At 68.0% G+C, this 19,621-nt stretch carries 27 protein-coding genes; 23 read left to right on the forward strand and 4 right to left on the reverse strand.

Features of this window, described 5'->3' with window-relative positions; translation table 11 throughout:
* Window positions 1–51: 51 nt before the first annotated feature.
* From ML342_RS10505 to ML342_RS10585, 17 genes are all read left to right on the forward strand, one after another.
* Window positions 52–315: a helix-turn-helix transcriptional regulator gene (locus tag ML342_RS10505; RefSeq protein ID WP_240127002.1), complete on the forward strand. Its 264-nt coding sequence runs from the start codon at window positions 52–54 to the stop codon at window positions 313–315.
* An 11-nt stretch (window positions 316–326) separates the two neighbouring features.
* On the forward strand, window positions 327–806 hold the full coding sequence (locus tag ML342_RS10510; protein ID WP_240127003.1) for a hypothetical protein: 480 nt from the start codon (window positions 327–329) through the stop codon (window positions 804–806).
* A gap of 292 nt (window positions 807–1,098) precedes the next feature.
* A complete protein-coding gene (locus ML342_RS10515) occupies window positions 1,099–1,704 on the forward strand; it encodes a hypothetical protein (protein WP_083460479.1) in 606 nt (201 codons plus the stop codon).
* Between the two features lie 10 nt (window positions 1,705–1,714).
* Complete coding sequence (locus ML342_RS10520; protein WP_054284889.1) at window positions 1,715–2,569, forward strand: ATP-binding protein; 855 nt, start codon at window positions 1,715–1,717, stop codon at window positions 2,567–2,569.
* 6 nt (window positions 2,570–2,575) lie between these two features.
* The gene (locus tag ML342_RS10525) at window positions 2,576–3,205 is read left to right on the forward strand and encodes a hypothetical protein (protein WP_240097608.1); all 630 of its coding nucleotides are present in this window, start codon (window positions 2,576–2,578) and stop codon (window positions 3,203–3,205) included.
* 11 nt (window positions 3,206–3,216) lie between these two features.
* The gene (locus ML342_RS10530) at window positions 3,217–3,732 is read left to right on the forward strand and encodes a DUF6511 domain-containing protein (protein WP_240097610.1); all 516 of its coding nucleotides are present in this window, start codon (window positions 3,217–3,219) and stop codon (window positions 3,730–3,732) included.
* Entirely contained in the window at window positions 3,729–4,475 is a 747-nt protein-coding gene (locus ML342_RS10535) for a hypothetical protein (protein ID WP_240127004.1), read from the forward strand. Before ML342_RS10530 ends, ML342_RS10535 begins: the two co-directional genes overlap by 4 nt.
* Window positions 4,472–4,726, forward strand: coding sequence for a helix-turn-helix domain-containing protein (locus ML342_RS10540; protein WP_240097614.1), 255 nt, complete (start codon window positions 4,472–4,474; stop codon window positions 4,724–4,726). Before ML342_RS10535 ends, ML342_RS10540 begins: the two co-directional genes overlap by 4 nt.
* Window positions 4,710–6,992 carry a phage/plasmid primase, P4 family gene (locus ML342_RS10545; protein WP_240097616.1) on the forward strand — a complete coding sequence of 761 codons (2,283 nt, stop codon included), beginning with the start codon at window positions 4,710–4,712 and terminating at the stop codon, window positions 6,990–6,992. Before ML342_RS10540 ends, ML342_RS10545 begins: the two co-directional genes overlap by 17 nt.
* A 142-nt stretch (window positions 6,993–7,134) precedes the next feature.
* Window positions 7,135–7,611: a crossover junction endodeoxyribonuclease RuvC gene (locus ML342_RS10550; protein WP_240127005.1), complete on the forward strand. Its 477-nt coding sequence runs from the start codon at window positions 7,135–7,137 to the stop codon at window positions 7,609–7,611.
* A gap of 1 nt (window position 7,612) precedes the next feature.
* A complete protein-coding gene (locus ML342_RS10555) occupies window positions 7,613–7,822 on the forward strand; it encodes a hypothetical protein (protein WP_240097620.1) in 210 nt (69 codons plus the stop codon).
* A complete protein-coding gene (locus tag ML342_RS10560) occupies window positions 7,815–8,234 on the forward strand; it encodes a DUF6362 family protein (RefSeq protein WP_240097622.1) in 420 nt (139 codons plus the stop codon). Before ML342_RS10555 ends, ML342_RS10560 begins: the two co-directional genes overlap by 8 nt.
* Complete coding sequence (locus ML342_RS10565) at window positions 8,234–8,617, forward strand: type II toxin-antitoxin system RelE/ParE family toxin (RefSeq protein ID WP_072756620.1); 384 nt, start codon at window positions 8,234–8,236, stop codon at window positions 8,615–8,617. The genes ML342_RS10560 and ML342_RS10565 overlap by 1 nt, the downstream gene beginning before the upstream one ends.
* On the forward strand, window positions 8,601–8,924 hold the full coding sequence (locus ML342_RS10570; RefSeq protein ID WP_240127006.1) for a helix-turn-helix domain-containing protein: 324 nt from the start codon (window positions 8,601–8,603) through the stop codon (window positions 8,922–8,924). The genes ML342_RS10565 and ML342_RS10570 overlap by 17 nt, the downstream gene beginning before the upstream one ends.
* A gap of 463 nt (window positions 8,925–9,387) precedes the next feature.
* The gene (locus ML342_RS10575) at window positions 9,388–9,906 is read left to right on the forward strand and encodes an HNH endonuclease (protein WP_054284880.1); all 519 of its coding nucleotides are present in this window, start codon (window positions 9,388–9,390) and stop codon (window positions 9,904–9,906) included.
* Window positions 9,888–11,315 carry a DNA modification methylase gene (locus ML342_RS10580; RefSeq protein WP_500809970.1) on the forward strand — a complete coding sequence of 476 codons (1,428 nt, stop codon included), beginning with the start codon at window positions 9,888–9,890 and terminating at the stop codon, window positions 11,313–11,315. The genes ML342_RS10575 and ML342_RS10580 overlap by 19 nt, the downstream gene beginning before the upstream one ends.
* A complete protein-coding gene (locus ML342_RS10585) occupies window positions 11,312–12,577 on the forward strand; it encodes a site-specific DNA-methyltransferase (RefSeq protein ID WP_240127008.1) in 1,266 nt (421 codons plus the stop codon). Before ML342_RS10580 ends, ML342_RS10585 begins: the two co-directional genes overlap by 4 nt.
* A 74-nt stretch (window positions 12,578–12,651) precedes the next feature.
* Here the strand turns inward: ML342_RS10585 and ML342_RS10590 are convergent, their stop codons facing one another.
* The 4 genes from ML342_RS10590 to ML342_RS10605 form a co-directional block, all read right to left on the reverse strand.
* Window positions 12,652–12,909 carry a hypothetical protein gene (locus ML342_RS10590; protein WP_240127009.1) on the reverse strand — a complete coding sequence of 86 codons (258 nt, stop codon included), beginning with the start codon at window positions 12,907–12,909 and terminating at the stop codon, window positions 12,652–12,654.
* A gap of 111 nt (window positions 12,910–13,020) precedes the next feature.
* Window positions 13,021–13,605 carry a DUF3489 domain-containing protein gene (locus ML342_RS10595; RefSeq protein ID WP_240127010.1) on the reverse strand — a complete coding sequence of 195 codons (585 nt, stop codon included), beginning with the start codon at window positions 13,603–13,605 and terminating at the stop codon, window positions 13,021–13,023.
* 97 nt (window positions 13,606–13,702) lie between these two features.
* Window positions 13,703–13,909 (reverse strand): DUF6900 domain-containing protein, encoded by a 207-nt coding sequence (locus ML342_RS10600; protein WP_009518248.1) that lies wholly within the window; start codon window positions 13,907–13,909, stop codon window positions 13,703–13,705.
* Between the two features lie 92 nt (window positions 13,910–14,001).
* Window positions 14,002–14,358 (reverse strand): hypothetical protein, encoded by a 357-nt coding sequence (locus ML342_RS10605; protein ID WP_240127011.1) that lies wholly within the window; start codon window positions 14,356–14,358, stop codon window positions 14,002–14,004.
* Between the two features lie 30 nt (window positions 14,359–14,388).
* Here ML342_RS10605 and ML342_RS10610 point away from each other — a divergent pair, with 30 nt between their 5' ends.
* The 6 genes from ML342_RS10610 (at window position 14,389) to ML342_RS10635 (ending at window position 19,621) form a co-directional block, all read left to right on the forward strand.
* Window positions 14,389–14,919: an elements of external origin gene (locus ML342_RS10610; RefSeq protein WP_240127012.1), complete on the forward strand. Its 531-nt coding sequence runs from the start codon at window positions 14,389–14,391 to the stop codon at window positions 14,917–14,919.
* A 148-nt stretch (window positions 14,920–15,067) separates the two neighbouring features.
* Window positions 15,068–17,026 carry a phage terminase large subunit family protein gene (locus tag ML342_RS10615; RefSeq protein WP_240127013.1) on the forward strand — a complete coding sequence of 653 codons (1,959 nt, stop codon included), beginning with the start codon at window positions 15,068–15,070 and terminating at the stop codon, window positions 17,024–17,026.
* A 12-nt stretch (window positions 17,027–17,038) separates the two neighbouring features.
* The gene (locus ML342_RS10620; protein WP_240127014.1) at window positions 17,039–17,530 is read left to right on the forward strand and encodes a hypothetical protein; all 492 of its coding nucleotides are present in this window, start codon (window positions 17,039–17,041) and stop codon (window positions 17,528–17,530) included.
* Window positions 17,530–17,922 carry a hypothetical protein gene (locus tag ML342_RS10625; protein WP_240127015.1) on the forward strand — a complete coding sequence of 131 codons (393 nt, stop codon included), beginning with the start codon at window positions 17,530–17,532 and terminating at the stop codon, window positions 17,920–17,922. Before ML342_RS10620 ends, ML342_RS10625 begins: the two co-directional genes overlap by 1 nt.
* Window positions 17,922–18,143 (forward strand): phage head-tail joining protein, encoded by a 222-nt coding sequence (locus ML342_RS10630; protein ID WP_240127016.1) that lies wholly within the window; start codon window positions 17,922–17,924, stop codon window positions 18,141–18,143. The genes ML342_RS10625 and ML342_RS10630 overlap by 1 nt, the downstream gene beginning before the upstream one ends.
* Window positions 18,143–19,621, forward strand: a complete 1,479-nt coding sequence (locus ML342_RS10635; RefSeq protein WP_240127017.1) for a phage portal protein — start codon at window positions 18,143–18,145, stop codon at window positions 19,619–19,621. Before ML342_RS10630 ends, ML342_RS10635 begins: the two co-directional genes overlap by 1 nt.

A 19,621-nucleotide genomic window follows, 5' to 3' on the forward strand; every position in this document is an offset into this window, starting at 1 on the left:
CCCGAAGCCTGCAATGACACCTGTTCCTCAACAGCGTCATAGGAGGCTTCCATGCCGACAACGGCAAGCACCATCACCCGGTCGCCACTCGAGGCGATCAACGGCCTGAACCCCGGCGACCGTCGGGTCCTCAACGAGAACGAGCTCGCGCAGCGCTGGGGCCTGAGCCCCAAGACCCTGCAGCGCTGGCGCAGCGAAGGGCGTGGCCCGCGCTACCTGAAGCTGTCCAAGCGCGTCAGCTACCCGCTGGAGTCGGTCATCGAGTTCGAGCGCAGCGCCCTGCACGACTCGACCTCCGAGCGCGCGGCGCGGTGAAGGAGGGTGCGATGAGCGATTTGACTCTCTACCCCGCCGACATCGCCGCGATGTCCGTCGGCCAGCTGGCTCAACTTCCGCCCGCCCAGAAGGCGGAGATCAGCCGCAACCTGGACGAAGCGCTCGCCTGGCTCAAGCAGGCCCGCGCCAAGTTCGACGCTGCGCTGGAGGCCGCCTACGGCGAGCAGGCCCGTGCTGCCCGCCTCGAGGCGGGCAAGGACTTCGGCGTCGTGCACCTGAAGGACGGGCTGCTTCGCGTGACCGTCGATGTCCCGAAACGCGTGGCCTGGGACCAGGCGCAGCTGTCGCAGATGGCCCGGCGCATCGCCGCCGCCGGCGAGCGCGTCGAGGACTACCTCGATGTCGAGTACTCGGTGTCCGAGTCCCGCTTCAACCACTGGCCCGCGGCGCTGCGCGCGCAGTTCGAGCCGGCGCGCACCGTCAAGCCCGGCAAGCCGACGTTTCGGCTGACCTTGACCTCGGAGGACTGAACCATGCCCACCGAACTGAAAGTGAAAGAGAAGGGCCGGAATTCGATTCCGCCCCGTGTCGCCGAGCGGCTGAAGGAGGTGGCGTGATGACGCCCCTTCATCCTCGTGACGTCCTTGATCTTGGCAAGCCAATGGCCGGGTTGTGCTCGGCGCGCTGTGGCATGGCATGGCGGGGCAAGCCGCGGCAAGGCCCAAGCGAACTGTGACTGGGCTCGGTTCGGACTGGCTTGGCGTGGCTAGGCAAGGCTGGGCCCGATGTGGCAAGGAACTTTCGATTTCTGGAGATTCGACGATGAAAACCCTTTTGAGAAACGAGGATGCGCTCGGCAACGGTGCCGAGTCGGCGGTCCTGACGGGGGCGCCGTACAGCGTCCGTGTCGTCATCGAAGGCGTGGCGGACTTGTTGTTCCACCGCTGGAACTGCGAGGCCGTCGACGCCAAGGCCAAGGCCACCAAGAACAGCGCCGCCAAAAAAACCGACGACATCGAGAGCTACGTCTATCGCGACAACCAGGGCCAGTTGTGCCTGCCCGGGGAGTATCTGCGACAGGCGCTGATCGGTGCGGCCAAGTTCAAGCAGGACCCCAGGAGTCCACGCAAATCGGCGCAGGACATCACCAAGGCCGGCGTGGTTTCGCTCACCCACCTGGCCAGCCTGGGGACCGACCGCTGGGATTACGAAGACCGCCGCCGCGTGGTGGTGCAACGCGCGGGCGTCAATCGGGTGCGGCCTGCCATGCGTGCGGGTTGGCGCGCCGAGTTCGATCTGATGGTGGTGCTGCCCGAATACCTCGACCGTGCCTGGATCAAGGACAGCCTGGACATGGCAGGCCGACTCATCGGCGTGGGTGACTTCCGTCCCACCTTCGGCCGCTTCACGGTCGTCTCGTTCGAATGAGGAGTCGGCCATGCCATTGCCTATCGTGACGGCCAACGAAAGACTCGTCGAAAAACGCTGCGCCAAGGTCGCCCTCGTCGGTGCGCCCGGGGTGGGCAAGACCTCCCAGATCCGCACGCTCGATGCCGAACGCACCTTACTGGTGGACACCGAGGCCGGCGATCTGTCCATCCTCGACTGGGGCGGTGACACCCTGCGCCCGCGCACCTGGCCGGAGTTCAAGGACCTGGTGGTGTTCCTGGCAGGACCCAGCCCGAGCGCCACACCCGAGCAGGCCTTCTCGCAGGCCCACTTTGATCACGTCTGCCAGAAGTACGGCGACCCGGCGCAGCTGGCCAAGTACGACACCTACTTCGTCGATTCCTTGACCGTGCTCTCGCGGATGTGCCTGGCCTGGTGCAAGACCCAGCCGGCCGCATTCTCCGAGAAGACCGGCAAGCCCGACACCCGGGGCGCTTATGGCTTGCTCGGCACCGAGATGATCGGCGCCCTCACGCACCTGCAGCACGTGAGGGACAAGCACGTCATCTACGTCTGCATCCTGGAAGAGAAGCTGGACGATTTCAACCGCCGCATCTACCAGCTGCAGCTCGAAGGCGCCAAGACCTCGGCCGAGCTGCCTGGTGTGCTCGATGAAGTCATCACGCTGGCCATCTTGAAGGCCGACGACGGCACGCCATACCGCGCGTTCGTCACCGGCGCGGACAACCCCTGGGGCTTCCCGAGCAAGGACCGCTCGGGACGGCTTGCCCCCATCGAAGAACCCCACCTCGGAAAGCTCATTGCCAAGTGCCTCGGCCGCACTGCCGCAGCACACGCCAGCGCTTTGTCGCATTCAACCGACCTCAACGCATTCAAGGAGTGATCCGCCATGACCGCTTGGAACGACTTCAACGACGCCGAACAACAGCAAAGCTTCGACCTCATCCCCAAGGGCACGCTCGCCCGCGTGCGCATGACGATCAAGCCCGGGGGCTACGACGACCCGGCGCAGGGCTGGACGGGCGGCTGGGCCACCCAGAGCTTCGAGACGGGTTCCGTCTATCTCGCGGCCGAGTTCGTCGTGCTGGAGGGCGAGTACGCCCGGCGCAAGCTCTGGAGCAACATCGGCCTGCATTCCCCGAAGGGCCCGGCTTGGGGCCAGATGGGGCGCAGCTTCGTGCGCGCCGTGCTCAATTCCGCCCGCAACGTCCATCCGCAGGACATGAGCCCGCAGGCCGCCGCCGCGCGGCGCATCCAGGGCTTCCACGAGCTCGACGGCATCGAGTTTGCGGCCCGCATCGACGTCGAGAAGGACGGCCGCGGCGAGTTGAAGAACGTCATCCGAAACGCCGTCGAGCCCGACCACCCGGACTACGTCCGCCTGATGGGCGTGCCGCCGAAGGCCCCCGGTACCGGCAACGGTGGCGCCCCGGCGGCGGTCGCCCCGCCCCGTGCGATCCCCACGCCGCCCGCCCCGCAACGCCCCGCCGTGCCGGGCAAGCCCGCCTGGGCGCAGTGAGAGGAGGGTCAGTGAAGTGTTGGGTCTGCAAACGACAGGCGCGCGGCTACGGCCACTCGGACCTTCGGCATCCGGTGGGCGACGCCCGGCGCTATCCGATCGACTGGGTGTTCTGCTCGCGGCGTTGCCAGCAGGTGTTTCATGCGCTCTACGGTCAGTGGCTGCGGGTGCAGGAAGGACGCACGCCCAAGACGGAGGTGGCCATGATCGACCCGTCTGACGTCGAACTGGCCGCGATGAAGAAGTGCCTCAAGGCCTTCGGCGAGGTCGCGGGCGAGATCGGCTTTGCCAAGCCGCTGGGCGAGTATTCCGAGGCCGAGGCGCTCCAGGTGATCGACGCCATCGTCACCTGCTACACGGAGGCGATGGTCGAGCACCACGAGGCAAGCAAGTATCCGCCGGTGCGCGGGCTCAAAGACCCCGTGTCCGACCCCTTCGCGGACCTGGCAGACGACCTGCCGTGGGAGGAGCCGAAGGCTCAAGCGCAGACGGCACGCACGGCAGCACCCAAGGAGGCGCGGCGATGATGGACTTCAACGCCTCCAAGAGCCTGTCGGGTCAGCTCACGGCGCTGATCGATGCCGGGATGCAGCAGTCTCGCGCGGCGCAGCCTCGCCGCGCGTACCTGGGCGCCTCGCGCCTCGGGGTCGCCTGCGAGCGCGCGCTGCAGTACGAGTTTGCCGACGCCCCGGTCGATCCGGGTCGCGAGACCGACGGTCGCATGCTGCGCGTCTTCGAGCGCGGCCACCTCATCGAGGACTGCATGGTCGGATGGCTGCGCGCGGCGGGCTTCGATCTGCGCACGCGCGACGACGCGGGCGAGCAATTCGGCTTCTCGGCGCTGGACGGGCGCCTGCAGGGCCACGTCGATGGCGTGCTCGTCGCCGGGCCCGACCTGGGGTTCGGTTGCGGCTACCCGGCGCTGTGGGAGAACAAGTGCTTGGGAGCGAAGTCGTGGCGCGAGTTGGAGAGACATCGCCTCGCGGTCGCCAAGCCCGTCTACGCCGCCCAGGTCGCGCTCTACCAGGCCTATCTCGAACTGCACGCGCACCCGGCCCTGTTCACGGCGGTGAACGCCGACACCATGGAGATCCACGCCGAGCTGGTGCCGTTCGACGCGGCGTTGGCGCAGCGCATGTCCGACCGGGCGGTCAAGGTCATCACGGCCACCGAGGCGGGCGAACTGCTTCCACGCGCCTTCGCCGATCCCACCCATGTCGAGTGCCGGATGTGCCCGTGGCAGGACCGGTGCTGGAGGGCTGCGGCATGACCGACAGACCACTGCACCCGGTGCTCGGGGAGCGCCTGATCGACGCACGCGAGGCGGCACTGGCGCTCAATCTGCCGCACTACTGGCTCACGCACGCGAAGGAGCGCCGACGTCTCGGCCTGCCGCACTACCGGGTGGGCAAGCTGCTGCGTTTCAAGCTCTCCGAACTGATGGCGTGGATGGAGGAACGTCAAGCCCTGCTCACGGCCGACGCAGGGCACGAGGAGGAGTCGGATGCTGGACTTCAATGACACCGCACCCGCGCCCGAGATCCCGGCGTCCGAACGCCGCGAGGCCGTGCGCGCCGCGCTGCTCGCGAGGCTGGAGTCGGTGCTGTTCACGCTGTTCCCCGCTGGAAAGAAGCGCCGCGGCAAGTTCGTCATCGGCGACGTGCTCGGCAGCCCGGGCGACAGCCTGGAAGTCGTGCTCGACGGCGACAAGGCGGGACTGTGGACCGACCGCGCCGAAGGCTCCGGCGGCGATGTGTTCCACCTGATCGGCGCTCACTTCGGCGTGGACGTGCAGGGCGACTTCGCCCGCATCCTCGACCTGGCCGAGGACCTCGTCGGCCGAGCGCTCACGGCGCCGCCGCGCAAGGCGGCCAAGAAGGCCCCGGTGGACGACCTCGGCCCGGCCACCGCCAAGTGGGACTACCTCGACGCACAAGGGCGCCTCATCGCCGTGGTCTACCGCTACGACCCGCCAGGGCGCAAGAAGGAGTTCCGGCCCTGGGACGCGCGCCGCCGCAAGATGGCGCCGCCCGAGCCGCGGCCGCTCTACAACCAGCCGGGGATCCACAACGCCGCCCAGGTCGTGCTGGTCGAGGGCGAGAAATGCGCCCAGGCCTTGATCGAGCGCGGGATCGTGGCCACCACCGCGATGCACGGCGCCAACGCCCCGGTGGACAAGACCGACTGGTCGCCGCTGGCTGGCAAGGCCGTGCTGATCTGGCCCGACCGCGACAAGCCGGGCTGGGAGTACGCCGTGCAGGCGGCCCAGGCGATTCTGTCGGCGGGCGCGAAGACCTGCCACATCCTGTACCCGCCCGAGGAAGCGGCGGACGGCTGGGACGCGGCGGACGCCGTGATGGAGGGCTTCGACGTCGCGGCCTTCCTCGCCCACGGTCCGCGTGTGCAGGTGCATGACCTTGCGGACCCCGGCGAGCCGGTGATCGGCGCGGATGAATCGGTGTGGGGCACCGAAGATGCCCTGGCGCTGGCCTTCACCCGGCGCTACCACCGCGACTGGCGCTACGTGGCGGCCTGGGGCCGCTGGTTGGTGTGGGATGGCCGGCGTTGGCGCAACGAGGAAACGCTGGCGGCCACCGACTTGATCCGCGGTGTCTGCCGACACGCGGCCCTCCAGGCCGACAACCCGAAGCTGGCGGCCAAGCTGGCCACCTCCGGCACCGTCGGCGGCGTCGAACGCCTGGCTCGCGCAGACCGACGCCACGCCGCGACCACCGCCGAGTGGGACGCCGATCCCTGGCTGCTCAACACCCCAGGCGGCGTGGTCGACCTCCGAACGGGCCGCATGCGCGCGCACGACCGCGCCGACCGCATGACCAAGATCACGACCGCCACGCCCGGCGGCGACTGCCCGACCTGGCGGCGCTTCCTTGCCGAAGTCACCGGCGGCGACGCGGACCTGCAAGCCTATTTGCAGCGCGTCAGCGGCTACTGCCTGACCGGCTCGACCCAGGAGCATGCGCTGTTCTTCCTCTATGGCACCGGCGCCAACGGCAAGTCGGTGTTCGTGAACACCCTGGCCACGATCCTCGGCGACTACGCCGCCAGCGCGCCGATGGACACCTTCATGGAGACGCGCAGCGACCGGCATCCAACCGACATGGCGGGCCTGCGCGGGGCGCGCTTCGTCTCCTCCATCGAGACCGAGCAGGGCCGGCGCTGGAACGAGTCCAAGGTCAAGGCCATCACCGGCGGCGACAAGGTCTCGGCGCGCTTCATGCGGCAAGACTTCTTCGAGTTCTGGCCGCAGTTCAAGCTCTTCGTCGCCGGCAACCACAAGCCCGCCATCCGCAACATCGACGAGGCCATGAAGCGCCGGCTGCACCTGATCCCCTTCACGATCACCGTGCCGCCCGAGCGGCGGGACAAACACCTGCAGCACAAGTTGCTCGCCGAGCGCGACGGGATCCTGGCCTGGGCGCTGGAGGGCTGCCTGGCCTGGCAGCGCCTGGGCCGGCTCGATCCGCCGCCGCAGGTCGTGGCCGCCACCGAGGAGTACTTCGAAGCCGAGGACGCGCTGGGCCGCTGGCTGGAGGAGCGCTGCGTGCGCGAGGCCAATGCCAAGTCCCTGACCGCCGAACTGTTCACCGACTGGAAGCAGTGGGCGGAGGCCGCCGGCGAGTTCGTCGGCTCACAGCGCCGCTTCTCCGACCTCTTGATCACCCGCGGCGTCGAGAAATGGCGCAACGCCGCCGGCATCCGGGGCTTCCGTGGCGTGGGTCTCAAGCACCCGATGCAGCCCGCCTACACCCCCTATGCCGACGACTGAACACCCGTGACCACCGACAGGACTGACGCATCTGACGCTGTCCATCGTAAGTCTCTACGCGCGCGCGCGTGCGCGCGCCTCACGGGAACTATCGATATCGTGCGTCGGATGCGTCAGTCCCCACCGAACGAGGACTGACACCATGCACACCACGATCCTGGCCCTCGACCTGGGCACCACCACCGGCTGGGCGCTGCGCGACCGCACCGGCCGCATCACCAGCGGCAGCCAATCCTTCAAGCCGCAGCGATTCGAAGGCGGCGGCATGCGTTTCCTGCGCTTCAAGCGCTGGATCACCGAACTCAAGGCCCACGCCGACGGGATCGACGCGCTGGTCTTCGAGGAAGTGCGCCGCCACGTCTCGACCGATGCGGCCCACGCCTACGGCGGGTTCCTCGCCACGCTCACGGCCTGGTGCGAGCACCACGGCATCCCCTACCAGGGCGTGCCGGTGGGCACGATCAAGAAACACGCCACCGGCAAGGGCAATGCGAGCAAGGACGAGATGATGGCGGCCATGCGCGCGCGCGGCTACCTGCCCACCGACGACAACGAAGCCGACGCCCTGGCGCTGTTGCACTGGGCCCTCCCGCTCCACGACGCGGCGCAGGAGGCGTGAGATGGACATCCCGACCCCTCGCTACCGCTGCCCGCTGGGGCGCCTGCAGCCCGAGCCGATGGACGTGGAGGCCGTCAAGCGCCGCGGCTGGCGCGAGCAACGCCTGCTCGTCGTCTCCGTCGACGACGACCGGCTCGACTGGGTGGAGCGCGAGCTGATCCGCCGAATCGGCGAGCGGCTCTACGGTGCACGGGAGGCGCGCCATGGCTGAGTGGACCGTCGAGCGGGTGGCCGAACGCTTCCGGGAGGCGGCCATCACCGCCCACCGCCTGCCGCCCGTGCGCGTGCAGGGCTACTTCAACACCTGGCCCGCGATCCGGCGCATGCCCTGGGAGACGCTGGGGGCCGAACCCTCGATCCGGCGCTTCCCGCCCGCACCCGAGACGGTCGAGCGGATGCTCGAGACCATGCGCTGGGTCTTGTGGCTGGAGGAAGAGGAACGCCACCTGGTATGGATGCGTGCCGAGCGCCACCGCTGGCGCGACATCTGCGCCCGCTTCGGCTGCGACCGGACCACCGCCTGGCGGCGGTGGCAGCGGGCGCTCTCGATCGTGGCCGACCGTCTGAACGGAGAGCAAGGAACTTCTCGACACATGGTGCCACTAAGTGGCATACTTCGCTAATGAGAAGAGTCTTCAAGACGCGCCACTTCGCTCGTTGGATGCGCAAGACCGAACTGACAGACGCCGGGTTGTGTCAAGCGGTCGAGGAGATGGCCGCGGGCCTCATCGATGCCGACCTGGGCGGTGGCGTGGTGAAAAAGCGCGTGGGCTTGGCTGGCCGCGGCAAGCGTGGTGGCGCGCGCACCTTGATCGCCACCAACAAGGGCGATCGCTGGTTCTTCGTCTACGGCTTCGAGAAAAACGAGCGGGCCAACATCGATGACGAGGAACTGGAAGCGCTGCAGGATCTGGCCGCCGATCTGCTGGCCCGTCCCGCGCGCCAGTTGGATGAATCCGTTGCCGACGGAACATTGCAGGAGATTTGCCATGACAAACGAGCCTAAGTCCAAGAGCCGCCTGCTCGAAGCCGTTCACGAAACGGCGCGCGACCTGCATCGCCTGGGCTTCATCGACAAGCGCAAGATGCGCAAGTACGACGCGCTGTGCCTGGAGCCGGTGCCCGAATTCGATGCCGACAAAGTGCGCGCCTTGCGCGAACGCCTGCACTTGAGTCAGGCCGTGCTGGCATCGGTCCTCAACACCAGCGTCTCGACCGTGCGCAAGTGGGAAGTGGGCGACAAGAAGCCCAGCGGTCCCTCGCAGAAGCTGCTCGACCTCATCGAACGCAAGGGGCTGGAGGCCGTGCTCTGAAGTCGCGGGGCACGAGCGCACCGCCACCACGCCTGCGTGTTTTGGCGTGATTTGGCGGGTGGGATCGTGCATCCGCGTGCGTCTGCGGCGTGATGCGGCTTTCGCCACTGCAACAGATCCGCCCGTTTGGGGGTAGCATTTCGGCTAAGGTCTGGACAGCGGTGACGGTCGAGGAAGCCGCCCAGCCATCCACGGGTCCTTCCTGGGCACCGAGCCATGCGGGGGGCGCGAGCGCGGCATCGCCCTAGCGTCAAACTGCAAACCGAGGTTTGCAGGGTTTGCGGTTTGCACCCCGCCACCATTCAGTACGCATTACACAACCCGCCCACGGTCTGAACGTCGGCGGGTTTTCTCATTTCAACGCAGCAGCGACCCTCACGGCCCGTGACGGGGCTTTCCTCCTTTCACCCGTCCGGGCCGCTGGCCTTTTATGCGACGAACAGACCTCTGCCGATCACCGCTGATGACAGACGTGGCGACAGGGGGCGAGTGGCGTCCGTTTCCAGGCGACACCCGCTACGAGGTCTGCAGTCTCGGCGCCGTTCGCAACACGCGAACCGGTCATGTACTCAAGCCGTGGCTGGCGGGATATGGCTACTGGTACGTACAACTTGGCGCGAAGGGACTCAAGACCGGCATCCATCGCTTGGTTGCGCTGACTTTTCTTGGCCCGCCGCCGAGCCCGCTGCACGAAGTCGCACATTCCGACGGCAATCGCCACAACAACGCGATCACCAACTTGCGCTGGGCCACGCATGCGCAGAACGTGGCCGACAGCTTCGTGCATGGCACAGCCCATGTTCCAGTATTTCGAGGGCAACGGCACCCGCGTACCACGCTGACAGACAGTGCGGTGCGAGAGATTCGCCGCCGCTACTCGGGAAGGCGTGGCGAGCAAATCCGTCTGGCGCGCGAGTTTGACGTTTCTCGCCATGTCATCCATCACATTGTCCGAGGTGAGACTTGGTTGCATCTGAGCTAAACCTGCAGCATTGGCCGATAGAGCGATTGATCGACTACGCACGCAACCCGCGAAAAAACGATCACGCGGTCGACCGGATGGCTGCGGCCATCGTGGAGTTTGGATTCCGGATTCCTGTCGTGGCCCGCAGCACGGGTGAAGTGGTGGACGGACATTTGCGGCTCAAGGCGGCGCGCAAGCTCGGCCTCAAGACCGTCCCGGTAGTCCTGGCCGATGAACTCTCCGATGTTCAGATCAAGGCCTTTCGGCTGATCGCCAACAGGTCCGTCAGTTGGGCGGAATGGGACGAGGAACTGCTTTCGCTGGAACTGGCCGAGTTGTCGGAGGCGGGTTACGACCTCGCGCTCACCGGCTTCGATGATGCCGAGATCGAGCGACTCCTGGCTGACATCGAGGAAGAGCCGGTCGCCGAGGATGAAGCAGCAGTGAGCGGCGAGTCATCGGATGCGGACGAGGACGACATCACACCGCCCGCGGTGGCGGTCACACGCCCCCGCGATCTGTGGCTGATCGGTGAACACCGACTGCTCTGCGCCGACAGCCGCGACGCGGCCGCCGTCGCGCGCCTCCTCGAGGGCGAGCGGGCGCACCTGCTCTTCACCAGCCCGCCGTATGCCAATCAGCGCGACTACACCACCGGCGGCATCGCGGACTGGGACGCGCTGATGCAGGGCGTGTTCGGCGCTGCTCGCGCGGCACTGCGCGAGGACGCGCAAATCCTGGTCAACCTCGGGCTCGTGCATCGCGACAACGAGTGGCAGCCGTACTGGGACGGCTGGATCGAGTGGATGCGCAGCCAAGGCTGGCGGCGCTTCGGCTGGTACGTCTGGGACCAGTCGGTGACCGTGCCCGGCGACTGGGCCGGGCGGCTGGCGCCCCGGCACGAGTTCGTCTTCCACTTCAACCGCCAGGCGCGCAAGCCGAACAAGATCGTGCCCTGCACGTGGGCCGGGCACGAGACGCACCTGCGCGCCGACGGATCGTCCACCGCGATGCGCGGCAAGGACGGCAAGGTCGGCGCCTGGAACCATGCCGGACAGCCCACGCAGGCGTTCCGCATCCCAGACTCGGTCGTCGAGGTGACGCGCCAGCGCGGCCGCATCGGTGAAGGCATCGATCATCCGGCGGTGTTCCCGCTGGGCCTGCCGAAGTTCTTCATCGAGGCCTACACCGACGCGGGCGAGATCGTCTTCGAGCCGTTCGCGGGCTCGGGCACCACGCTGCTGGCCGGCCAACTCACCGGCCGCCCGGTACGCGCCATCGAACTCGCTCCCCAGTACGTGGACGTCGCGCTGCGCCGCTGGCTGCAGCACCACCCGGGCACGGTGCCGGTGCTGGAGGGCAGCGGCCGGACCTTCGCCGAAGTCGCCGCCGAGCGGTTGGGCGAGACGGCGGAGGTCACTGCATGAGCTGGCTGGCCGATCGCATCGAGCACTGGCCGACGACCAAGCTGCTGCCCTACGTGCGCAACGCCCGCCAGCACTCGGAGGAGCAGATCGCGAGAATCGCCGCATCGATTGCCGAGTTCGGCTTCGTCAATCCCATTCTCATCGGTGCCGACGGCGTGATCGTTGCCGGGCACGGGCGGCTTGCCGCCGCGCGCAAACTGGGCCTGGCCACCGTGCCGGTGGTGGTGCTCGACCACCTCACACCGACCCAGCGCCGCGCCCTGGTGCTCGCGGACAATCGGCTCGCGGAACTCGCGACCTGGGACGATGCCCTGCTGCGCATCGAACTGGAGGCGCTGCAGGACGATGGCTTCGATCTCGATCTCACCGGATTCGACGCCGATGCACTGGCAGAACTGCTGGCCGATGAGGAACCACAGATCGAGGGCCGGACGGAGGACGATGCCATCCCGGAGATGCCGGAAGAGCCGGTGTCTCGGCCGGGCGACGTCTGGCGGCTCGGGCCGCACCGCCTGGTCTGCGGGGACGCGACCACCGCCGAGGCCTACGCGCGCCTGTTTCCGGACGGCGAGCGGGCGGACATGGTGTTCACCGATCCGCCCTACAACGTGAACTACGCCAACAGCGCGAAGGACAAGCTGCGCGGCAAACACCGCCCCATCCTCAACGATGCGCTGGGTGAAGGCTTCTACGATTTCCTCTTTGATGCGCTGGCGCTGATCATGGCGCACACCCGAGGCGCGATCTACGTCGCCATGTCCTCCAGCGAACTGGACACGCTGCAAGCGGCCTTCCGCGCCGCCGGCGGGCACTGGTCGACCTTCATCATCTGGGCCAAGAACACCTTCACGCTGGGCCGCGCCGACTACCAGCGCCAGTACGAGCCGATCCTCTACGGCTGGCCCGAAGGCGCGACGCGCCACTGGTGCGGCGACCGCGACCAGGGCGACGTCTGGCAGATCAAGAAGCCAGCGAAGAACGATCTGCACCCGACCATGAAGCCGGTGGATCTGGTCGAGCGGGCCATCCGCAACTCCAGCCGCCCCGGCGACGTGGTGCTCGACCCCTTCGGCGGCTCGGGCACGACCTTGATCGCCGCTGAGAAGGCCGGGCGCGTGGCGCGGCTGATCGAGCTCGACCCGAAGTATGCGGACGTGATCGTGCGGCGATGGCAGGACTGGACGGGCCAGCAGGCCACCCGCGAGGCGGATGGCGTGGCCTTCGATCAGGCAGCAAGTTCGTCTTCGATGATCGCGCAGTGAATCACGAAGCCCGCGAGGTACGGCATCCCGCGGGGGATGCCGTAGTCGAGGCGGGTGCGGCGCCCGATGGTCCACTACATCCACTGCCGGGTGGCGGCGCGGATCGCGTCGTGGAGGGCATGGCCTGCATGCATGTGGTTGAGGACTTCGTCCGCGAAGTAGCGCCCGTGGCGGCTGTCGAGGAAGGTCCGTACCACCTCCAGAGGCTGGCCGGTGGCCTCCGAGATCGCGGTCATCGCGACGGGCCAGGCGGCTTGTGCGTGCGCGTCCATTGTGCCCGAGAAGCCCCAGGCTTCGTTGCGGGTGGCGGGGATCTCCTGCATCGTGTTCATGGTCGGCTCCTTGGAGAGTGTGGCGACACCCGTAATGAACGCGCTGTTCGATCGAGAAGCCAAGGGATTCGTGCATCGGCTGGGGCGGCGGATTCGCCGTCCCGTTGCGACTCAGGCGAGCCGGTAGACGCGCTCGCCGCCCGGGGATCTCTCGGAGACGATCGTCAGGCCCAGTTTCTTCTTCAGCGCCCCGGCCAAGGTGCCGCGCACCGTGTGCGCCTGCCAGCCGGTGCTGTCCATGATCTGGCGGAGGGTGGCGCCTTCGGGACGCTGCAGCATCGCGATCACCTGCGCCTGCTTGCTGTGGGCGCGGGTGCGACGCGGCGCATCATCGTCCTTCTGGTGCGTCCACGTAGCCTCCGCCGCGGTGACGGCGGCCTCCAGTTCGGGATCACCTGCGGCGGTTGTCGTTGCTTGCGCATTCGCGATGATCTGATCGAGACGGGCTTCGAACGAGCCCGCGTTCGGCGTCTTCGCGCCCGGGCGCGGCAGCCCCAAAGCATCGTAGCCCTCGGCGGTGACGAACCAGTTGTTGCCATCGGTGGTGATCAGGGCGCGGTTGGCGAGGCCGTCCAGCACCTTCTGGCGGGCGCCGCCCTTGATGTGCTCGGGGAACCAGTCGATCTTGCCGCCGCTGTGCTCGATGGCGTAGGCCAGGATGGCGTGCTGGGTCGGGGTCAGGGCGATGGTGGTCATGGGCTTGCTCCTTCGCAGGGGTGGATCGGGTGACGGGATGAACGCGCTGTTCGGGGCCCAAGCCAAGCGTTTCGTGCTTGGCTTCGCCGCCTTCCGGTCAGTCCTGGGCGACGTCCGGTCCCGAGGCTTTGTGGCGAGACGTCCCGGCTTCGACTCCTGCCTGGAAGGCCGCTTCCAGTGCGTCCTTGAGGCACCACACCGCCAGGTCGTGGAAATCCAGGCTGTCCGAGTGGCGGGTTTGCAAGGTCTCGATGCCGAGATGCTGCTGGGCGATCTGGGTCAGGAGGGTGTCGATGGGGTGCATGGCGGGTTCCTCTCGGTGTGGTTGGCGTGACGTGATGAACGCGCTGTTCGGCAGTGAAGCCAAGCGCTTTCTGCTTGGCTTCACGCGATGAGTCAGGCCTTGCGCAGCACCGCGATGCCGGCTTGCGCCAGTTCCAGGGCTGCGGCGTGGAATGCCATCTCGCCGACCCAGGGCGCAGCCCTTGCGTCGTCAAACAAGCGGTCGATGACCGGCCGGGCCTTGGCGCGCATCGCGGCGCAGGCGGCTTCGAGCTCGTCGCGGCTGGCGGCGGCCACCTCCTTGCGGCAAGTGCGCACCAGCACGGTCAGGGCGGCCTCGGCGAGCTTGGTGGCGAGAAGGTCGGGGATGTGGGGGTTCATCGGGCGTCCTTTCGATCGGGTGGTTCGGGGTGACGTGATGAACGCGCTGTTCGCCCGTGAAGCCAAGCGTTTTCTGCGGGTGTTGGCCAAGAACTGACGATGACTTGATCGAAGAGGGCCATGGGCATCTCGATTCGCGCCTACGCCCGCCACCGTGGGGTATCGGACACCGCCGTGCACAAGGCCATCCGCACCGGGCGCATCACGCCCGAGGCGGACGGCACCATCGACCCAGACCGGGCCGACCGCGACTGGACCCGGAACTCCGAGCCGCCGAAGGCGGGAACGGGCTCCCGGACCGTGAAGGTGCGGGTGGCGGAGGATCCGGCCCCCAACCTCGCCACCGGCCTGCCCGCAGGCGGCACCACGCTCGTGCAGGCGCGCACGGTCAACGAGGTGGTCAAGGCGCAGACCAACAAGGTGCGGCTGGCCCGCCTCAAGGGCGAACTGGTCGATCGCCACCAGGCCATCGCGCATGTGTTCAAGCTCGCCCGTACCGAGCGCGACGCTTGGCTCAACTGGCCGGCGCGGATCTCGGCGCAGATGGCGGCCCGGCTCGGCGTGGAGGCTCACACCCTGCACGTGGCCCTGGATGCCGCCGTGCGCGAGCACTTGCAGGAACTGGGGGAGCTACGCCCAAGAGTGGATTGAGGAAGTGGGCGACGACAGGAATCTCACCTGCACATCTTCGTGGTATGAGCACGACGAGGATTGCATATACACCTCTCCGCCCGTCGCCCGATGCAATGTTAGCGCGGCAGCTTGACAGCGGGTAGTTGGTCGATGGGCCATGCTTGAAATGGAACTGCAATACGAGGGTGCGGCCGAGATCGAACGCGCCTGGCGCGAGGGCCTCACGCCGGACCCGCTGCTCACCGTCTCCGAATGGGCCGACCGGCATCGGGTGCTGTCGAGCAAGGCGTCGAGCGAGCCGGGGCGCTGGCGCACCAGCCGCACGCCTTACCTGCGCGAGATCATGGATTGCCTGTCGCCGACCTCGCCCATCGAGCGGGTGGTGTTCATGAAGGCGGCGCAACTGGGCGCCACCGAAATGGGCAGCAACTGGATCGGCTACGTGATCCACCACGCCCCCGGGCCGATGATGGCGGTGTGGCCGACGGTGGAAATGGCCAAGCGCAACTCCAAGCAGCGCATCGACCCGCTGATCGAGGAGTCGCCGGTGCTCTCCGAACTCATCGCACCGGCACGCAGCCGGGATTCGGGCAACACGATCCTGGCCAAGGAGTTTCGCGGCGGCGTGCTGGTGATGACCGGGGCCAACAGCGCGGTGGGCCTGCGCTCGATGCCGGTGCGGTATCTGTTCCTCGACGAGGTGGACGGCTATCCGCTCGATGTCGAGGGGGAGGGCGATGCGATCTCGCTCGCTGAGGCGCGCACGCGCACCTTTGCGCGGCGCAAGATCTTCATCGTCTCGACGCCGACGATCGCGGGCGCCTCGGCCATCGAGCGTGAGTACGAGGCCAGCGACCAGCGCCGCTACTTCGTGCCCTGTCCGCACTGCGGCCACCGGCAATGGCTGCGTTTCGATCGGCTGCGCTGGGAGAAGGGCCGTCCGGAGACGGCGGCCTACGTCTGCGAATCCTGCGAGGCGCCCATTGCCGAGCACCACAAGACCTGGATGCTCGAGCACGGCGAGTGGCGCGCGATGGCGGAAGGCTCGGGCAAGACGGCGGGGTTTCATCTGTCGTCGCTGTACAGCCCGCTGGGCTGGCGCGCCTGGTGCGAGATCGCCGCTGCGTGGGAAGCCGCCGTCAGTAAAGAGTCGGGATCGGCCGCTGCCATCAAGACTTTCAAGAACACCGAGCTCGGCGAAACGTGGGTCGAGGAAGGAGAAGCTCCCGACTGGCAGCGCTTGCTCGAGCGCCGCGAGGACTACCCTCTGGGCCGGGTGCCGACGGGCGGCCTGCTGCTGGTCGGTGGCGCCGACGTGCAGAAGGATCGCATCGAGGCCTCGATCTGGGCCTTCGGGCGCGGCAAGGAATGCTGGCTCGTCGAGCACCGCGTGCTGATGGGCGATACGGCCCGCGATGCGGTGTGGCAGCGCCTGGCCGAGCTGGTCGCCGAGACCTGGACCCACGCCTCGGGCGCGGCGATGCCGCTGGCCCGCTTCGCGCTGGATACCGGCTTTGCGACCCAGGAGGCCTACGCCTTCGTGCGCGCCTGCCGCGATTCGCGTGTGATGGCGGTCAAAGGCGTATCGCGCGGAGCAGCCCTGATCGGCACGCCCACCGCGGTGGACGTCTCGCTCGCCGGCAAGAAGCTGCGCCGGGGCATCAAGGTGTATTCGGTGGCGGTAGGGCTGGCCAAGCTGGAGCTCTACAACAACCTGCGGAAGATGCCTGAGGTGGCCGAGGACGGCGCGACCCCGGTCTATCCGGCCGGATACGTCCACCTGCCCAAGATCGACGCCGAGTTCCTCCAGCAGCTCTGCGCCGAGCAACTGATCACCCGCCGCGACAGGAATGGCTTTCCGGTGCGCGAGTGGCAGAAGGTGCGCGAGCGCAACGAAGCGCTGGACTGCTACGTCTATGCCCGCGCCGCCGCTGCGGCCTCGGGGCTCGACCGCTTCGAGGAACGCCACTGGCGCGAACTGGAGCGGCAACTGGGGCTGGCCAGTCCGCCAGCCCTTGAAACACCTACTGAATCGATCACCGAGGCCACCCATCGAGGTGGCCTGGGTGTTTCTGCCACCCGAACCCCCGGCCGGCGCGTGATCAAGAGCCGCTGGCTGTCCTGAGAAGGAAACGAAATGTCACTGACCACCCGCATCGAGAGCCTGGTCATCCGCGTCGCGCAGGAGTTCAACGACGTCCGCGCCAAGGCCGGGAACCTCGCCCACCTCACCACCACCGACAAGTCCAGCCTGGTGGCAGCCATCAACGAACTGAAGGCCGCGGTGCAGGCCTCGGGCGCGATCGACGACACCCAGGTCGCCACCACCAGCACCTACTCGTCGAGCAAGATCGTCACGCTGCTCGACACGCTCAAGGCCGAGATCCTGGGCGGGGCCGATGCCGCCTACGACACGCTGCTGGAGATCCAGCAACTGCTGCAAAACGGCACCAGCGGCCTGGATGCCTTGCTGGCTGCGGTGAACAACCGGGTGCGCTTCGATGCGGCGCAGACGCTCACCTCGGCCGAAGCCGCGCAGGCGCGCAGCAACATCGGCGCGGTGGCCGCCAGCGATGTGGGCGACACCGACACCGACTTCGTCGCCGTGTTCGAAGGGGCGCTGCTCTGATGAGCCTGGCCGCGCGCATCGCCGCCTTGGCCAGCCGCATCGGGATCGAGGTTCGTACCAAGATCGATGCCGGCCATCCGGGGCTGGCCCGGGCCTGGGTGTGCTTCGGTTGGGCCGGCAACCAGATCGTCGTGCGGGCCGCGCACAACGTCGCCGCGGTGACCCGCACCGCAGCCGGCCGCTACCGTGTGAGCTTTGCCACGCCGATGCCGGATGCGAACTACTGCTGGACGGCGCTGGCCCGCAGCAACACCAACACGGGCACGCAGCGGCTGCTGATCGTGCGCTCGACCTTGGATGAGAAGACGCCGACGCACGTCGATGTGGGCTGCGCGACCACCGCGGCGTCGTTCGCCGACTCCCCCGAGATCGACCTCGTGGTCTACCGCTGATGGCCTACACCCAAGCCGACCTCGAGGCCCTGCAAGCCGCGCTCGCCAAGGGCGAGAAGCGCGTGAGCTTCGGCGACAAGACGGTCGAGTACCGCAGCGTCGAGGAACTGCAAGCTGCCATCGCCGCCGTGAAACGCGACCTCTTCGAGCAGGCCGTGGCCAAGGGGCTGTGGCCCGGCGCGCCGCGGCAGATCCGCCTTCACACGACCAAGGGGACGTGATGGGCTGGCTGAATGTGCTCAAGCGCCGCCTACTCGGCACCAGCCCCACCTACGACGGCGTGGGCGGCGGCCGCCGGGCCGTCGCCTGGCAGGTCGGCAATCCCGGGGCGGTCGCGGCGCTCGCCTCCACCCAGGGCGAGCTGCGTGCCAAGAGCCGCGATCTCGCGCGGCGCAACGCCTGGGCCGCCGCCGGCATCGAGGCGTTCGTCGCCAACGCCATCGGCACCGGCATCAAGCCGCAGAGCATGGTGACGGAGGCGGCCGTGCGCGAAGCCATCCACGCACTGTGGTGGGACTGGGTGGAGGAGGCCGACGCGGCGGGCCTGACCGACTTCTACGGCCTGCAGGCGCTGGCCTGCCGGGCCATGCTCGAAGGCGGCGAGGCGCTGGTGCGCCTGCGCTGGCGCCGCCCCGAGGACGGTCTGCCGGTGGGTCTGCAGCTGCAGGTGCTCGAGCCCGAGCACCTGCCAACCACCCTGCACCGGGACCTGCCCTCGGGGAACGTGATCCGCGCCGGCATCGAGTTCGACCGGCTCGGCCGGCGCGTGGCCTACCACCTCACGCGCTCGCACCCGGGCGACGGCAGTCTTGCGCCGATGTCGGGCACGGGCGGCATGGAGACCGTCCGGGTGCCAGCCGATGAGGTGGTCCACCTGTTCCGGCCCTTGCGCCCGGGGCAGATCCGCGGCGAGCCGTGGCTTGCCCGCGCCTTGGTCAAGCTGCACGAGCTCGACCAATACGACGACGCCGAGCTCGTGCGCAAGAAGACCGCGGCGATGTTCGCCGGCTTCATCACGCGGCTTGCTCCCGAGGACACCCTGATGGGCGAGGGGCTGCCCGATGCCCAGGGAGTGGCGCTCGCGGGGCTCGAGCCCGGCACCTTGCAGATCCTGGAGCCGGGCGAGGACATCAAGTTCAGTCAGCCAGCGGACGTCGGTTCGAGCTACGGCGAGTTCATGCGCCAACAGTTCCGGGCGGTGGCCGCCGCCATGGGCATCACCTACGAGATGCTCACCGGTGATCTCACCCAGGTGAACTACTCCAGCATCCGCGCGGGGCTGTTGGAGTTCCGCCGCCGCTGCGAAGCCATCCAGCACGGGGTGATCGTGCACCAGCTGTGCCGCCCGGTGTGGCGGGCCTGGATGGAGCAGGCGGTGCTGGAAGGCGCCCTGTCGCTGCCGGGCTTTGCGCGCCGGCGCCGAGAGTTCCTCGCTGCCAAGTGGATCCCGCAGGGCTGGCAGTGGGTCGATCCGCTCAAGGAGTTCAACGCCTTGAAGCTCGCGATCCGCGCCGGGCTGATGAGCCGCTCGGAGGCGATCTCGGCCTACGGCTACGACGCCGAGGACATTGACCGCGAGATCGCCGCGGACAACGCCCGCGCCGATGAACTGGGGCTGGTGTTCGACTCGGATCCGCGGCACGACCAACCGACGCCGACATCGCCGACGCCGGCGCACGAGACCGACCTTCAGGACTGA

Origin of the sequence: Thermomonas alba, assembly GCF_022419205.1 — a bacterium.
GTDB lineage: Bacteria > Pseudomonadota > Gammaproteobacteria > Xanthomonadales > Xanthomonadaceae > Thermomonas > Thermomonas alba.

What these genes read in the sequence shown, in the direction of transcription:
- ML342_RS10615 (WP_240127013.1), top strand. Translation starts at nt 15,068, where the DNA reads ATGGAACTGCAATACGAGGGTGCGGCCGAGATCGAACGCGCCTGGCGC.
- ML342_RS10595 (WP_240127010.1), bottom strand. Translation starts at nt 13,605, where the DNA reads ATGACCACCATCGCCCTGACCCCGACCCAGCACGCCATCCTGGCCTAC.
- ML342_RS10505 (WP_240127002.1), top strand. Translation starts at nt 52, where the DNA reads ATGCCGACAACGGCAAGCACCATCACCCGGTCGCCACTCGAGGCGATC.
- ML342_RS10625 (WP_240127015.1), top strand. Translation starts at nt 17,530, where the DNA reads ATGAGCCTGGCCGCGCGCATCGCCGCCTTGGCCAGCCGCATCGGGATC.
- ML342_RS10590 (WP_240127009.1), bottom strand. Translation starts at nt 12,909, where the DNA reads ATGAACACGATGCAGGAGATCCCCGCCACCCGCAACGAAGCCTGGGGC.
- ML342_RS10565 (WP_072756620.1), top strand. Translation starts at nt 8,234, where the DNA reads ATGAGAAGAGTCTTCAAGACGCGCCACTTCGCTCGTTGGATGCGCAAG.
- ML342_RS10620 (WP_240127014.1), top strand. Translation starts at nt 17,039, where the DNA reads ATGTCACTGACCACCCGCATCGAGAGCCTGGTCATCCGCGTCGCGCAG.
- ML342_RS10575 (WP_054284880.1), top strand. Translation starts at nt 9,388, where the DNA reads ATGACAGACGTGGCGACAGGGGGCGAGTGGCGTCCGTTTCCAGGCGAC.
- ML342_RS10570 (WP_240127006.1), top strand. Translation starts at nt 8,601, where the DNA reads ATGACAAACGAGCCTAAGTCCAAGAGCCGCCTGCTCGAAGCCGTTCAC.
- ML342_RS10520 (WP_054284889.1), top strand. Translation starts at nt 1,715, where the DNA reads ATGCCATTGCCTATCGTGACGGCCAACGAAAGACTCGTCGAAAAACGC.
- ML342_RS10510 (WP_240127003.1), top strand. Translation starts at nt 327, where the DNA reads ATGAGCGATTTGACTCTCTACCCCGCCGACATCGCCGCGATGTCCGTC.
- ML342_RS10560 (WP_240097622.1), top strand. Translation starts at nt 7,815, where the DNA reads ATGGCTGAGTGGACCGTCGAGCGGGTGGCCGAACGCTTCCGGGAGGCG.
- ML342_RS10635 (WP_240127017.1), top strand. Translation starts at nt 18,143, where the DNA reads ATGGGCTGGCTGAATGTGCTCAAGCGCCGCCTACTCGGCACCAGCCCC.
- ML342_RS10540 (WP_240097614.1), top strand. Translation starts at nt 4,472, where the DNA reads ATGACCGACAGACCACTGCACCCGGTGCTCGGGGAGCGCCTGATCGAC.
- ML342_RS10610 (WP_240127012.1), top strand. Translation starts at nt 14,389, where the DNA reads ATGGGCATCTCGATTCGCGCCTACGCCCGCCACCGTGGGGTATCGGAC.
- ML342_RS10630 (WP_240127016.1), top strand. Translation starts at nt 17,922, where the DNA reads ATGGCCTACACCCAAGCCGACCTCGAGGCCCTGCAAGCCGCGCTCGCC.
- ML342_RS10535 (WP_240127004.1), top strand. Translation starts at nt 3,729, where the DNA reads ATGATGGACTTCAACGCCTCCAAGAGCCTGTCGGGTCAGCTCACGGCG.
- ML342_RS10525 (WP_240097608.1), top strand. Translation starts at nt 2,576, where the DNA reads ATGACCGCTTGGAACGACTTCAACGACGCCGAACAACAGCAAAGCTTC.
- ML342_RS10600 (WP_009518248.1), bottom strand. Translation starts at nt 13,909, where the DNA reads ATGCACCCCATCGACACCCTCCTGACCCAGATCGCCCAGCAGCATCTC.
- ML342_RS10515 (WP_083460479.1), top strand. Translation starts at nt 1,099, where the DNA reads ATGAAAACCCTTTTGAGAAACGAGGATGCGCTCGGCAACGGTGCCGAG.
- ML342_RS10545 (WP_240097616.1), top strand. Translation starts at nt 4,710, where the DNA reads ATGCTGGACTTCAATGACACCGCACCCGCGCCCGAGATCCCGGCGTCC.
- ML342_RS10555 (WP_240097620.1), top strand. Translation starts at nt 7,613, where the DNA reads ATGGACATCCCGACCCCTCGCTACCGCTGCCCGCTGGGGCGCCTGCAG.
- ML342_RS10550 (WP_240127005.1), top strand. Translation starts at nt 7,135, where the DNA reads ATGCACACCACGATCCTGGCCCTCGACCTGGGCACCACCACCGGCTGG.
- ML342_RS10585 (WP_240127008.1), top strand. Translation starts at nt 11,312, where the DNA reads ATGAGCTGGCTGGCCGATCGCATCGAGCACTGGCCGACGACCAAGCTG.